Here is a 12404-nt window from a genome sequence, read left to right as displayed (position 1 = left end):
TCGATGCAAGGAATATCAATTGCTTAACCATGGTCTCTGGTGGGGCGGCGGGCGGCACGAATGGTCCGCCCGGCCGTTTCGTCCCGGCAAATCTTGCCGCGCGCTTAACGAAAATAAACGAGGCGTTAACCATTGGGGCGCCATTGTCCCATTCAGAGAATCCGGGGCATTCACTGATGGCGAAGAAACCGAAGAAGCCTGAAGCGGACGGCGAGGACGCCGAAGAGGGCGTCGCGGCGGAGGCCGGCGGCGGCAAGAAGAAGATGATCATGATCGCGGGCGCTGCGGTCGCAGTGATCGCGCTGGGCGGTGGCGGCTGGTTTTTCTTCCTCAAGAAGAAGCCGGAGACCGCGGCCGCTCCCCCTGTTCAGGCGGTCAAGCCGGTGGCCTTCGTTGATCTGCCGGACATGACCGTGAACCTGTCGGTCGGACAGGACCGGCCGCAATATCTGAGGGTCAAGGTTGCCCTTGAGGTGACGGATTCCAAGGTCGCTGACCAGATCAAGCCGATCATGCCGCGGGTGGTCGACGCCTTTCAGCTCTATCTGCGTGAGATGCGCCCGTCCGACATCGAGGGCTCGGCCGGCATCTTCCGGCTGCGCGACGAGTTGACCCGGCGGGTCAATACCGCCGTCCACCCGGCACGGGTCAACGCCGTGCTGTTCCGCGAAATCGTCGTGCAGTGACGGTCTGACCATGGCTGGCGATATCGATCAGGATGCCCTTGCCGCCGAATGGGGCATGGCGCTGGAGGAGCAGGGCTCCTCGGGATCGGATGCAGAACAGACGTGGGAATCCGTCGGCGAAGACGGCATGGCCCATGTCAGCGCCGGCTCGAAGGGCGGCGCCGAGCGCATCCTCAACCAGGAGGAGATCGACAATCTCCTCGGCTTCTCGATCGAAGACCTGGCGCTGTCCGACAATGGCGGCATCCGCGCCATCATCGACTCCGCCATGGTCGCCTACGAGCGTCTGCCGATGCTCGATATCGTGTTCGACCGCCTGGTGCGGCTGCTCACGACCTCCTTGCGCAACTTCACCTCCGACAATGTCGAGGTCTCGCTCGACCGGATCCATGCTGTCCGCTTCGCCGACTATCTGAACTCGATCCCGCTGCCGGCCATCCTCTCCATCTTCAAGGCCGAGGAATGGGACAATTTCGGCATCGCCACGGTCGATTCGAGCCTGATCTACTCGATTATCGACGTGCTGCTGGGCGGCCGCCGCGGCGTCACCGCCATCCGCGTCGAGGGGCGTCCCTACACGACCATCGAGATGGGCCTCGTCAAGCGGATGATCGAGGTCATCCTGGCCGATGCCGAGGCGGCTTTCCGGCCGATCTCGCCGGTCACCTTCAAGATCGACCGGCTGGAGACCAATCCGCGCTTCGCCGCCATCTCGCGGCCCAACAATGCCGCCATCCTCGTGCGCTTCCGCATCGATATGGAAGAGCGCGGCGGCTCGATCGAGATGCTGCTGCCCTATGCGACGCTGGAGCCCATCCGCGATCGCCTGATGCAGACCTTCGTCGGCGAGAAGCTCGGCCGCGACCCGGTCTGGGAGGGGCACCTGGCGACCGAGATCTTCCAGTCTTGCACGGATGTGGAAGCTGTCCTCTACGAGAATGCGTTTCCGCTGCGCAAGCTGATGAACTTGAAGGTCGGCGACACGCTCGTCCTCGACATGAAGCCGGATGCCCTGGTCAAGGTGCGCTGTGGCAGCGAGACGTTGACCGAGGGGCGCATGGGCCGGGTGGGTGACAGGGTCGCCATCCGGATCCAGAAGCCGCTGCGACGCGGTCGCACCTCGATGTCGCAATTCGAACAGATCTCTTCGGGCGGACAGGAGGCATGATGACCAGCTTCACCGTGTCGATGGTGGTGGAACTTCTCGTTGCAGGGCTGCTGGCGGCGACCATCGCCTATTGCATCACCCTCAACCGGCGCCTGCAGCGGCTGCGCTCCGACGAACAGTCGCTGAAGGCGACGATCGCCGAACTGATCACCGCGACCGAAATCGCCGAGCGGGCGATCCAGGGCCTGAAGGTCACGGTGCGCGAATGCGACGGCACGCTCGGCGAGCGGCTGCGGACCGCCGAACGCTTTCTCGTCGACATCGAGCGCGAGGTGAAGGCCGGTGAGGTCGTGGTGGAGCGCATCAGCCGGATCACCGAGGCAGCCCGCGACGCCGGTCGGCCGCGCAGACCGCCCATCCCGGCGGTCGAGCCGATCATCCCGGTCATCGTCCGCGACCCCGGCGACAATCACCCCGCGGGCGCCGCCTCGACGCTGGCAGCGGCCAAGGCCTTCGCCGCGCGCGCGCAGACGCGCGCCGCCTAGAGGATAAACCATGCGGGACCTGCGGCTTCTTCCCATCGTCATCTTCGCGGCCGGCGGTCTTCTGTTCCTGAAGGCCGTGGGACTGCTCAGCGGGGATCTCGCCGGCCCTCGCCAGGTCATGGCGCAGGACACGACGATCCCCGGCATCGAATCGCCGGCCGATGCCGATCTCACCACAGGTGCGACGCCGGCGGCCGCTCCGGCAGCGGCCCCGGCGGCAGCGCCGCCTCCACCGCAACCCCTGCCGCAGGCCGCCGCGCCCCAGGCCCCCACCGTTTCGGCCGCCGAACGCGCCATTCTCGAGCGCCTGCAGGAACGCCGTCAGGAACTGGATACCCGGCAGCGCGAACTCGACATGCGCGAGAACCTGTTGCGCGCCACCGAGCGGCGCATGGAACAGCGCGTCAATGAATTGCGCGAACTGGAGACGCGCATCACCGGGCTCGAACAGCGCCGCGACGAGGCCGAGCAGGCCCGTTTCCGCGGTGTCGTCAGCATGTACGAGTCGATGCGGCCGAAGGATGCGGCACGGATCTTCGACAGCCTCGACATGAACGTGCTGATCGAGGTCGCCCGTGCTATGCGCCCGCCGAAACTCGCCGATGTCATCGCACAGATGCAGGCCGAGCAGGCCAAGCGCCTGACGACCGAACTGGCGCGCCGGCCGAACCAGCAGGCTGCGGCCGATCCGCGGGTCGTGTCGCCCGACACGCTGCCGAAGATCGAGGGCCGGCCGAGCCGCTGAGGCGAAACGCCGTGTTAATCACGAATGTCCATGATGCCCCGCAATCGGGGGCATGGAGCCGCCGCATGCCGGGTCCCCAGGGCCGGCAGAAGATTCGAGTCCCATGGACGGGAACGCGTGGTGCGTATGGCGTGTGACGCGGGTCGGCCTTGCTGCCGCCCTGCTTTGCCATGTCCCGCTGTCGAGCGCGCAGGCGCAGGCTCCGCGCCCTCCGGCACCCGCCGCCGCCGATGCGCGCCCCGCGGTCAGCAAGGCCGAACTGACCGCCTCGACCACGGGTGGCTTCGCCCGCCTCGTCTTCCATTTCGACCAGCAGGTGCCCACCGAGGTGAAGGTCACCGGCGGGGTCCTCGTCATCGCCTTCTCGCAGCCGGTCGATGTCCAGGTCGCCCCGTTGACGACCGTGCTGCGCGACTATGTCACCGCCGTCCGGCGCGACCCTGACGGCAAGTCGCTCCGCTTCGCCCTGGCGCAGCGTGTCACGGTCAATTCCATGGAGGCGGGCGAGCGGCTCTTCGTCGACATGATGCCGGACAACTGGCGCGGTCTGCCGCCGGGTCTGCCGCTGGACGTGGTCGAGGAACTGACGCGGCGCGCCCGCGAGGCCGAGCGGCGGGCCCGTCTCGCCGAGTCGCAGCGCGTGGCGCGGACCATGCCCGCGGTGACCGTGCGGGTCGGCAATCATCCGACCTTCTCTCGCTTCGTTTTCTCGCTGCCCGAGCCGGCCGCCATCTCGATCGACCGGAGCGGTGACCGCCTAATGCTGCGCGTCGCCAAGCCCTTTACCTCCGACCTCCGGCAGGTGCGCGATGCGCTGCCGCCCTTCGTCGGCGAGATCGAGGCCGATACCGGGACGGATGAACTGGTGTTCCGCATGGCGGTATCGCCACAGGCTGATGTGCGGGCATTCCGGGAGGAGGGCACCTATGTGCTCGACCTGACCATGCGCGGCGCCGCAGTCAATCCGCGGGATCCGGCCGCCGCGCAGTTGCGCCAGCCGGGGCTGGTGCCGCCGGCCGTCACCATGCTGCCGGGCAATGTGCCGACGCCGCCGCTCGTCGCCGCCCGACCGGCCCTGCCGCCGATGCCACGCCTGCCTCCCTCGCCGCCGCCAGTCGAAGCCGCGCGGCCACCGCTCGCACCCGTTGCTTCACCTGCTGCCGCTGCCGAACCCGCCGCTCCCGCCGTCGCAGCGGGCCCTCCCATTGCTCCAGTCGCGGCGCCGGCGCATGTCGAGACCGCCGACCCGGCCGTCCCACCGGCGCCGCCGGCCGCCGGACCGGTCGCCATGCAGGCGCGTCGCGCCGGGGGAACCGTCCGCATTCTCGTCCCCTTCACCCGCGAGACGCCCGGTGCCGTCTTCCAGCGCGGCGACACGCTCTGGCTCGTCTTCGACACGCTGGAGGAGGTGGCGCTCGCCGGGCTCCAGGCCGAAGCCGCCGGCATTTTCTCCTCCGTCGACGCCTCCCGCTCGCGCAACGGCATCGCCGTGCGCATCGGTCTGGAGCGCCAGAGCCTGGCATCGGCCAGCCGCGACGGCCTCGCCTGGATCGTCACGCTGGCTGACAGTATCCTGGAGCCGCCGCGCCCGATGCATCTCTCCCGCGCCACCGAGCAGGGCGACCGGCTGATCGCGACCGTCGATTTTCCCAATGCCGGCTCGGTGCATCGCCTCGCCGACCCGCTGGCCGGCGACACGCTGCTGGTGGTGACCGGCGCGGGGCCTGCACGGTCCTTCGTCCAGCCTCGGGAAATGGTCGAGTTCGTCGCGCTGGCGGGAAGCCACGGTCTCGTGTTCCAGCCCCTTGCCGACGACCTGTCGGTGACGATCTCGGGCGATCAGGTCAATATCGGCCGCCCCTCCGGCCTGCTGCTCAGCGCCGGCCTCGCCAAGCCAACGCCGGTCCAGCGCATGGTGCGGCGGCCCCGGACGATCACTTTCGATCTCGAACTCTGGGCGGCGGATGAACGCGCCCCGTTCCGCGAGCGCGAGGGCGATCTGATTGCGACCGCGGCCGCCGTCCACGACACGCAGCGAACCGCCAGACGCCTCGACCTCGTGCGGTTCTACATGGCGCAGCAGCGCTGGGCGGAGGCCAAGGCTGTCCTCGACGCCATCGTGCGGCAGGACCGGCGGATCGCCGAGGACGGCGCGATTCAGGGCCTCCGCGGTGTGGTCTCGATCATGATGCACCGCCCGGCCGATGCACTGCGGGAATTCGCCCATCCGGCCATGGCGAACGCACCGGACATCGCGCTGTGGCGCGCCACGGCGCTCGCCATGGATGGCCGGTCGCGCGAGGCGCACGACACGTTCGAGGGCTCCGACGTGTCGCCGGCGACCCTGCCGCATCCGCTGGCGCGGGCGATCCTGGTGCGTGCCATCGAGGCGGCGCTCGACAGCGGTGCGGTCGAGCGCGCCGACAAGCATCTCGCCGAGTTGCAGGAGATCGGCATCCCGCCGTCCGCCGAGCAGCAGTTCGCCCTCCTGCGCGGGCGCGTCATCGAGGCCAAGGGCATGGACCGCGACGCCGTGGTCGCCTATGGCCGCGCCGCCAACGGGCCCGACCTGCCGGTCCGTGCCGATGCCGAGCAACGCTTGCTCGCTGCCCGCCACCGCCTCGGCGAGATCGACCGCAAGGCGGCGATCGAGGAACTCGAGGTGCAGAGCTACAGCTGGCGCGGTGACGAGGTCGAGGCCCGGACGCTTGCCCTGCTCGCCAAGCTCTATGCCGACCAGGGCCAGTTCCGCGAGGCCTTCACCACCATGCGGCTGGCGATGCGTGCCCATCCGCGCTCGGAAACAGTGCGCGGCATGCAGGACGACGTCGCCCGCCATTTCGAGCGGCTGTTCCTTGACGGCAATGCCGACCAGATGAAGCCGGTCGATGCGCTGGCACTCTATTTTGATTTCCGCGACATGACCCCGCAGGGACGCCGCGGCGACGAGATCATCCGCCGCCTGGCCGACCGGCTCGCAGGCATGGACCTTCTCGACCAGGCGGCAGCGCTGCTACAGCACCAGATCGACCGGCGCCTGACGGGGGCGGCCCGGTCGCAGGTCGCAGCCCGGCTGGCCCTGATCCATTTGAGCAACCGCAAGCCCGCGGCAGCCCTCCAGGCGCTGCGCACGACGCGCCTTGCCGATCTCCCGGAGGAATTGCGGGTCCAGCGCTACCTGCTCGAGGCCCGCGCCCATGCCGATGCCGGCCGGCCCGACCAGGCGCTGGAAATGCTCTCCGGCATCCAGACGCCGGAAGCCGAGATGCTTCGCGCTGACATCCACTGGGGCGCCCAACGGCACCGCGAGTCGGCCGAGCAGAGCGAACGCTGGGTCTCGGCCCGCTCCGGCAACGCCCCCCTCGGCAACGACGAGCGGCGCCATCTCCTCAGGGCGGCGATCGGCTATGCACTGGTGGACGACGCCCTCGGCCTCGACCGCCTGCGCAACCGCTGGCGCGAGGCCATGAAGGGCACGCCGGACGAGCGTTCCTTCGACGTGGTGACCTCACCCATCGAGGCGCGCGGCGTCGAATATCGCGAGATTGCCAAGTCCATCGCCGACCGTGACACGCTGGACGCTTTCCTGAAGAACTATCGCGAGCGCTATCCGAACGAGACACCCGGCGCCGCCGAGCCGCCCGCGCAGCAATCCGACACGCCGACCGGCGCGACGCCGCGCCAGGGATGAGGCGAGGAGTTGCGCGCTCTACCTAGGTGCCGAAACTTCGCACCAGGCTGCCGGCGACGAGATTCCAGCCGTCGACCAGCACGAAGAAGATCAGCTTGAACGGCATCGAGACCGTGATCGGTGGCAACATCATCATGCCCATGGACATGAGGACCGAGGCCACGACCAGGTCGATGACGAGGAAGGGCACGAAGAGCAGGAAGGCGATCTCGAAGGCGCGGCGCAGCTCGGAGATCATGAAGGCGGGGACGAGCACGCGGAACGAGACCTCCTGGGGCGTCGCCGGCACCGGTTCCCGGGAGAGCTCCTGGAACAGCGCCAAATCGTTCTCCCGCACATGTTTCAGCATGAAGTCCCGGAACGGTCCGGAGGCGCGCTCGAAGGCCTGCGGCAGTTCGATCTGGTTCTCGATCAGCGGTCTGACGCCGAGGTCGTAGCTCTGCTGCAGCGTCGGCGCCATGACGAAACCGGTCAGGAAAAGCGACAGGCCGACAATGACCGCGTTGGGCGGCGCGGTCTGGGTGCCGATGGCCGTGCGCAGCAGTGAGAGCACCACGGCGATGCGCACGAAGCTGGTCACCATGATCAGGATGGAGGGGGCGACCGACAGAATGGTGATGAGGCCGATGAGCTGGATGACCCGCTCGTTGACGCCGGCACCCTGGCCGAGATTGATCGAGATGTCCTGGGCAGCGGCCGGACCGGCGGCAAGGCCAGCGGCAACGAGGGCACACAGCACCGCCGCGCGGCGCAATGCCGGGCGCCTGGGCATCCTGCCATGTGGGGTCGTCGGGGCCATTGCCGTTCCGCGCCATCCGAATCGCTGCTGGCAAGCTTAGCAGGTCGGGGGGCAGGCCTGTGGGGGCGACGCGCCGGCCTGGGCGGCGGGCCTGCCGCCAGGCGGCGGCGGATTGGGCCCGGAAGGCGGTGAAAGTCCCCTGTCATCGTCGCGTGCTGCGGCCCGGATGTCCGCCGCGGGCCGAAACCGGCGATTCCGCTGTTCCGGCGCGGCAGGGAGGTGGATGGTGGGACATTTCGTCCCGCGCTACTTAGGTCACGCCATCGCACGCGGCGATGGCGCTGCCCCTGGTGCGGGCAGCGAGGCCGAGCGTCAGGGCTTCGGCGGTGTCGGTCCACGTCCAAGAAGAGCCGCCATCTCCTCCTCGAGGCTGTCGAAGACGGATTTCTCGTCGGCCGACAGGGCCTTGGCGGGGGGCGCCGGCTGCGGTCGCGGCGGTACGGCCGGTGCAGCGGGTTTCGCTCCGGCCGGCGGCGATGCCGTGCCGATCGGCTTGCGCAGGGCGGCTTCCAAGCGGGCCGCGACATCATCGGCGCCGGTGGCCGCAGCAGCGGGCGGCGCCGGACGGGGCGGTGGCACCGGCGTGCCCGCCCGGACTGGCTGGGTGACGACTGGCGTGATGCGCGGCACTTCCGCACGGGCCGCAGGCGCTGCCGGGGCGGGGCGGGGCGGTTCCGGGCGAACCGCGGCGGGAGCCGGCGCGACGCGGGCGGGCTCGGGACGGACGGGCTCGGGACGGACGGGCTCGGGACGGATGGGCTCGGAACGGGGCGGGGCCAGTGGCATGTCGAGATTGACCGGCCGTGCCGTCACCGGCTCGCCGGCGGCCTGGCGGGCGGTCTCGCGCAGTGACGGGCGCGGCTGCGGCATCGGCGGATCCGGCTCGACATAGGCCGGCGCGGGCGCGGTTTCACGCAGGGCGGTGGCCTGGACGGGCATGCCGCGGACGATCGAGGTCTCCACGACAACATCGGTCGGGCCGCCGAGGAGCAGGAGGTGCTCCACATTGTCGCGCCGGATCAGCACGAGTTTGCGGCGCTGGTCGACGTCGGCATAGTCGAGGACGGCGAGGCGCGGCTGGCGGCCGCGACCGCCCGATCCGATGCCCAGCCCGCGGCCGCGGATGAGACGAAAGATCCACGCCGTCAGGCCGATGAGCACCAGCACCGCCGCGAAGGCAACGATGAAGGTGGCGGCAAGGGGCGCGTTGGGACCGAGCAGATTGGTGAGAAGGTTCATCGAGACCGATCCCATGGCATTCCGGACGCCCACCCCGGAAGAGCGCGCGTTAAATCTATGTTGAGGTTAACAGACCCGGCAAGCCTTGCCGACTTCGACCTCGCCGGATGGTTAACCCGGCGGGGCAGAGGTTGAAAGTCCCTTAACGATTAACCGGTCGTTAACCATGAACCCGGCATCCTTTGCCTATCGACGGGGCGCGGGGGATTCCATGGCGACGAGCGACGTGCCGATCTTTTCCATGCTCCGCGAGCGCATGCGCTGGCACCAGGATCGCCAGAAGATACTGGCCGAAAATGTCGCCAATGCGGACACGCCGGGATTTCGCGCGCGCGACCTTCGGGCCCCCAATTTCGATCGGATGGCGCGCGGCTACGCCACCGCGACAGCCGGCGCCAGTATCGGGGCCGGGCCGATGCGCACCGATCCGCGGCACATCCAGACCGCATCGAGTGCGCAGACGCGATTCGATGTGCGCCGCGATGCCGGTCAGGTCGCGACGCCCGAGGGCAACCGCGTCAATCTCGAGGATGAAATGCTGAAGGTCGCGCAGAACCAGATGGATTACCAGGCGGTCGCCGGACTCTACCAGCGCTCGCTGGGGCTCATCCGCACCGCCATCGGCAAGAGAGGCTGAGGAGACAGCGCATGTCCATGGACTTCCTCAAATCGATCCGCATCGCTTCCGGCGGCATGCGGGCCCAGGCCGGCCGGATGCGCATTTCGGCGGAGAACATCGCCAATGCCAATTCGACGGCGCAGACGCCTGGCGGCGACCCCTATCGCCGCAGGGTGCCCACGTTCCGCACCTCCTTCGACCGCGAGTTGCAGGCCACCACCGTGCAGCTCGGCCCGGTGCGCCAGCAGCAGGGCGAGTTCCGCACGCGCTTCGATCCGCAGCATCCGGCTGCCGATCCGCGCGGCTATGTGAAGATCCCCAACGTCAATTCGCTGGTGGAAAGCATGGATCTGCGCGAGGCGCAGCGCAGCTACGAGGCCAATCTCAACGTGGTCACCTCCACCCGGCGGATGATCCAGCGCACCATCGAACTGCTGAGAAGCTGAGCTCATGTCGACCTCTTCCATCGCCGCCAATGCCTATGCAACAGCCGCCCGCCTGTTCTCCCCCTCGGCAGGGGCCTCCGGATCGGCCGGCCAGGGCAACGGCTTCGGCGACATGCTGCGCAGCGCCGTGCAAAGCCTCGACCAGACCGCCCGCACCACCGACCAGCGCAGTCGGGCCATGGCCAATGGCCGCGCCGACCTCATCGACGTGGTGACGGCGGTGGCGGAGACCGAGGTTGCCATCGAATCGCTCGTGGCGGTGCGCGACAAGGTCGTGCAGTCCTACGATGAAATCATGCGGATGCAGATCTAGGACACGGCCATGAATCCCGCCGATATTCTCGACGTCGCCCGCGACGGCATCCTCACGGTGATCCTCGTTTCTGCTCCTCTGATGGTGGTCGGGCTGGTGGTCGGCGTCCTCGTCTCGCTGGTGCAGGCGCTGACGCAGATCCAGGAACAGACGCTGGTCTTCGTGCCGAAAATCCTGGCGATCTTCGCCACCCTCATCATCGCGCTGCCCTTCATGGGCGACATGATGAACGGCGTTACGGCGCGGATCATGGCCAAGGTGGTCTCGGGCGGGTGAATCAGCTTTGATCGGCGGGACCAGGACCCGCCGGGATCCGGCCAGCTCCAGGAGGGGCGCCCGCCTGTGACCGTCCCGATCACCCCGGACCTCATGGTCGTCTTCCTGCTGGTCTTCGCGCGGGTCGGAACCATGATGGCGCTGATGCCCGGGCTCGGCGAGCGTTCGCTGCCGATGCGCGTCAGGCTCGGCATCGCCCTGCTCCTGACGCTCGTGCTGTTTCCGCTGCACCGGCCGCTCTACGACATCGATATCGGCCGTCCCGGCGGCGTCCTCATGGTGCTGCTCATGGAGATCGCGGTCGGCTTCACCCTCGGCATGGCGGCGCGCATCGCCGTCTCGGCGCTGCTGACCGCCGGTGTCGTCATCGCCCAGGCGATGGGAATCGGCTTTGCCATGCAGGTCGATCCGACCCAGGGACAACAGGGCGCGGTGATCGGCACCTTCCTGTCGCTGGTCGGCCTGGCGCTGGTCTTCGCCACGGACCTGCATCACCTGATCATCGCGGCGATCTCTGACAGTTTCACCATCATCCGGCCCGGTCAGTTGCCGGCCTCGGGGGACGCGGCGCAGTTCCTGACCATGGTGATGGCCCGTTCCTTCCTCATCGCCATCCAGCTGTCGGCGCCGTTCCTGGTCTTCGCCCTGGTCTTCAACATCGGCCTCGGCGTCCTGTCGAAGCTGATGCCGCAGATGCAGGTCTTCTTCATCGCCATGCCGGTGACCATCGGTGTCGGCTTCTTCATCCTCCTTCTCGTCCTGTCGGTCATGATGTCCCATTACATGGGCAGTCTCGAAGCGATCCTGGGCGAGATGGCGGTCAACCGGAGGTAGCCGGTGGCCGAGGGAGAGGACAAAGACCAGAAAACACTCGATCCGACGCAGAAGAAGCTCGACGATGCCCTGCAGAAGGGCGACGTCGCCAAGAGCCAGGATCTGGTCGCCTGGTTTCTGCTGTTTGCATCCACGCTGATCGTCGCGACCATGGCGGCGGGATCGGCGAGCGGGCTGGCGGTGCCGCTGAAGAACCTCATCGCCAATGCCGACCTCGTCACCATCGACCGCTCCGCTCTCATGCAGCTGCTGATGTCGCTGATCCTCGCCATCGTTGTGGCGGTGGGCCTGCCGATGCTCGGCCTCTTCCTGACCGGTGTCGGCGCCAATCTCGTGCAGCACCGGCTGGTCTTCTCGGCCGAGAGCCTCAAGCCCAAACTGTCGAAGATCTCGCCGCTGGCCGGCTTCAAGCGGATCTTCGGCCTCGATGCCATCGTCAATTTCGTCAAGGGCCTCGCCAAGATCCTGATCCTCGGCGTCGTCATCTTCGCGGTGCTGTGGCCGCAGCGCGGGACCATCGACAGCCTGGTGCGCATGGATGTCGAGATGCTTCTGCCGCACACGTTCTCGATCGTAATGACCGTGTTGATCGCAGTGGTGGCGATCCTGACGATCCTGGCGCTGGCGGACTACGTCTACCAGTACCAGCGTTGGTACAACCGCCAGAAAATGTCGATCCAGGACCTCAAGGAGGAATTCAAGCAGTCGGACGGCAATCCCGAGATCAAGGGCAAGATCAAGCAGCTGCGCCGCGAGCGCTCGCGCAAGCGGATGATGGCCAATGTGCCGACCGCCACCGTTGTGGTGACCAACCCGACCCATTATGCCGTGGCGCTGAAATACGAGGCCGGCATGGTCGCCCCGGTCTGCGTCGCCAAGGGCATGGACCAGATCGCCCTCAAGATCCGCGAACTGGCGACCGCCAACGACGTGCCGATCGTCGAGAACGTGCCGCTGGCCCGGGCCCTGCACGCCAGCGTCGAGATCGATCAGCCGATCCAGGAGGAGCATTTCCGGGCGGTGGCGGAGGTGATCGGCTACGTGATGCGGCTCAAGGGCCAGCTCAGCTAGGTGCTGCGTGCTGCAAATTGCGCGCCCCTGAG

The 12404-nt window shown here is 67.9% G+C and carries 13 protein-coding genes; 11 read left to right on the top strand and 2 right to left on the bottom strand.

Translation table 11 applies throughout. The features are described 5' to 3' along the window. The first annotated feature begins 29 nt into the window (after nt 1–29). The 5 genes from fliL (at nt 30) to Q0C57_RS13915 (ending at nt 6775) form a co-directional block, all read left to right on the top strand. Entirely contained in the window at nt 30–686 is a 657-nt protein-coding gene (fliL, locus tag Q0C57_RS13935; RefSeq protein ID WP_366937830.1) for a flagellar basal body-associated protein FliL, read from the top strand. Between the two features lie 10 nt (nt 687–696). After that, a complete protein-coding gene (fliM, locus tag Q0C57_RS13930) occupies nt 697–1854 on the top strand; it encodes a flagellar motor switch protein FliM (RefSeq protein WP_296577034.1) in 1158 nt (385 codons plus the stop codon). After that, nucleotides 1854–2339, top strand: coding sequence for a DUF6468 domain-containing protein (locus Q0C57_RS13925; protein ID WP_296577033.1), 486 nt, complete (start codon nt 1854–1856; stop codon nt 2337–2339). Before fliM ends, Q0C57_RS13925 begins: the two co-directional genes overlap by 1 nt. A 10-nt stretch (nt 2340–2349) precedes the next feature. After that, on the top strand, nt 2350–3084 hold the full coding sequence (locus Q0C57_RS13920; RefSeq protein ID WP_296577032.1) for a flagellar protein FlbB: 735 nt from the start codon (nt 2350–2352) through the stop codon (nt 3082–3084). A gap of 103 nt (nt 3085–3187) precedes the next feature. Then, nucleotides 3188–6775 carry a hypothetical protein gene (locus Q0C57_RS13915; protein WP_296577031.1) on the top strand — a complete coding sequence of 1196 codons (3588 nt, stop codon included), beginning with the start codon at nt 3188–3190 and terminating at the stop codon, nt 6773–6775. Nucleotides 6776–6797: 22 nt separating this feature from the next. Here the strand turns inward: Q0C57_RS13915 and fliP are convergent, their stop codons facing one another. Together fliP and Q0C57_RS13905 are read right to left on the bottom strand one after the other, a co-directional pair. Then, complete coding sequence (gene fliP / locus Q0C57_RS13910; protein WP_296577030.1) at nt 6798–7547, bottom strand: flagellar type III secretion system pore protein FliP; 750 nt, start codon at nt 7545–7547, stop codon at nt 6798–6800. 339 nt (nt 7548–7886) lie between these two features. Beyond that, nucleotides 7887–8813: a flagellar biosynthetic protein FliO gene (locus tag Q0C57_RS13905; protein WP_296577029.1), complete on the bottom strand. Its 927-nt coding sequence runs from the start codon at nt 8811–8813 to the stop codon at nt 7887–7889. 211 nt (nt 8814–9024) lie between these two features. Here Q0C57_RS13905 and flgB point away from each other — a divergent pair, with 211 nt between their 5' ends. The 6 genes from flgB to flhB all read left to right on the top strand — a co-directional run bounded on the left by flgB (nt 9025) and on the right by flhB (nt 12372). Next, nucleotides 9025–9450: a flagellar basal body rod protein FlgB gene (flgB, locus tag Q0C57_RS13900; RefSeq protein ID WP_296577028.1), complete on the top strand. Its 426-nt coding sequence runs from the start codon at nt 9025–9027 to the stop codon at nt 9448–9450. A gap of 17 nt (nt 9451–9467) precedes the next feature. After that, nucleotides 9468–9878: a flagellar basal body rod protein FlgC gene (gene flgC, locus Q0C57_RS13895; RefSeq protein ID WP_296577091.1), complete on the top strand. Its 411-nt coding sequence runs from the start codon at nt 9468–9470 to the stop codon at nt 9876–9878. Between the two features lie 4 nt (nt 9879–9882). After that, nucleotides 9883–10191 carry a flagellar hook-basal body complex protein FliE gene (gene fliE, locus Q0C57_RS13890; protein WP_296577027.1) on the top strand — a complete coding sequence of 103 codons (309 nt, stop codon included), beginning with the start codon at nt 9883–9885 and terminating at the stop codon, nt 10189–10191. A 9-nt stretch (nt 10192–10200) separates the two neighbouring features. Then, entirely contained in the window at nt 10201–10467 is a 267-nt protein-coding gene (fliQ, locus tag Q0C57_RS13885) for a flagellar biosynthesis protein FliQ (protein ID WP_296577026.1), read from the top strand. A 93-nt stretch (nt 10468–10560) separates the two neighbouring features. After that, nucleotides 10561–11301, top strand: coding sequence for a flagellar biosynthetic protein FliR (fliR, locus tag Q0C57_RS13880; RefSeq protein ID WP_296577090.1), 741 nt, complete (start codon nt 10561–10563; stop codon nt 11299–11301). Between the two features lie 3 nt (nt 11302–11304). Further along, nucleotides 11305–12372 carry a flagellar biosynthesis protein FlhB gene (gene flhB, locus Q0C57_RS13875; RefSeq protein ID WP_296577025.1) on the top strand — a complete coding sequence of 356 codons (1068 nt, stop codon included), beginning with the start codon at nt 11305–11307 and terminating at the stop codon, nt 12370–12372. The last annotated feature ends 32 nt before the right edge of the window (nt 12373–12404 follow it).

Origin of the sequence: Phreatobacter sp., assembly GCF_022843985.1 — a bacterium.
Lineage (GTDB): Bacteria > Pseudomonadota > Alphaproteobacteria > Rhizobiales > Phreatobacteraceae > Phreatobacter.
Note: the sequence above shows the minus strand (reverse complement) of the source record. Positions and strands in the feature narration are given on the sequence as shown.

Bases quoted from the DNA above. Each gene is read 5' to 3' on its own strand.
- fliE (WP_296577027.1), top strand. From the start codon at position 9,883: ATGTCGACCTCTTCCATCGCCGCCAATGCCTATGCAACAGCCGCCCGC.
- Q0C57_RS13915 (WP_296577031.1), top strand. From the start codon at position 3,188: ATGGACGGGAACGCGTGGTGCGTATGGCGTGTGACGCGGGTCGGCCTT.
- fliR (WP_296577090.1), top strand. From the start codon at position 10,561: ATGGTCGTCTTCCTGCTGGTCTTCGCGCGGGTCGGAACCATGATGGCG.
- flgC (WP_296577091.1), top strand. From the start codon at position 9,468: ATGGACTTCCTCAAATCGATCCGCATCGCTTCCGGCGGCATGCGGGCC.
- fliQ (WP_296577026.1), top strand. From the start codon at position 10,201: ATGAATCCCGCCGATATTCTCGACGTCGCCCGCGACGGCATCCTCACG.
- Q0C57_RS13925 (WP_296577033.1), top strand. From the start codon at position 1,854: ATGACCAGCTTCACCGTGTCGATGGTGGTGGAACTTCTCGTTGCAGGG.
- fliL (WP_366937830.1), top strand. From the start codon at position 30: ATGGTCTCTGGTGGGGCGGCGGGCGGCACGAATGGTCCGCCCGGCCGT.
- fliM (WP_296577034.1), top strand. From the start codon at position 697: ATGGCTGGCGATATCGATCAGGATGCCCTTGCCGCCGAATGGGGCATG.
- fliP (WP_296577030.1), bottom strand. From the start codon at position 7,547: ATGCCCAGGCGCCCGGCATTGCGCCGCGCGGCGGTGCTGTGTGCCCTC.
- Q0C57_RS13920 (WP_296577032.1), top strand. From the start codon at position 2,350: ATGCGGGACCTGCGGCTTCTTCCCATCGTCATCTTCGCGGCCGGCGGT.
- flgB (WP_296577028.1), top strand. From the start codon at position 9,025: ATGGCGACGAGCGACGTGCCGATCTTTTCCATGCTCCGCGAGCGCATG.
- Q0C57_RS13905 (WP_296577029.1), bottom strand. From the start codon at position 8,813: ATGAACCTTCTCACCAATCTGCTCGGTCCCAACGCGCCCCTTGCCGCC.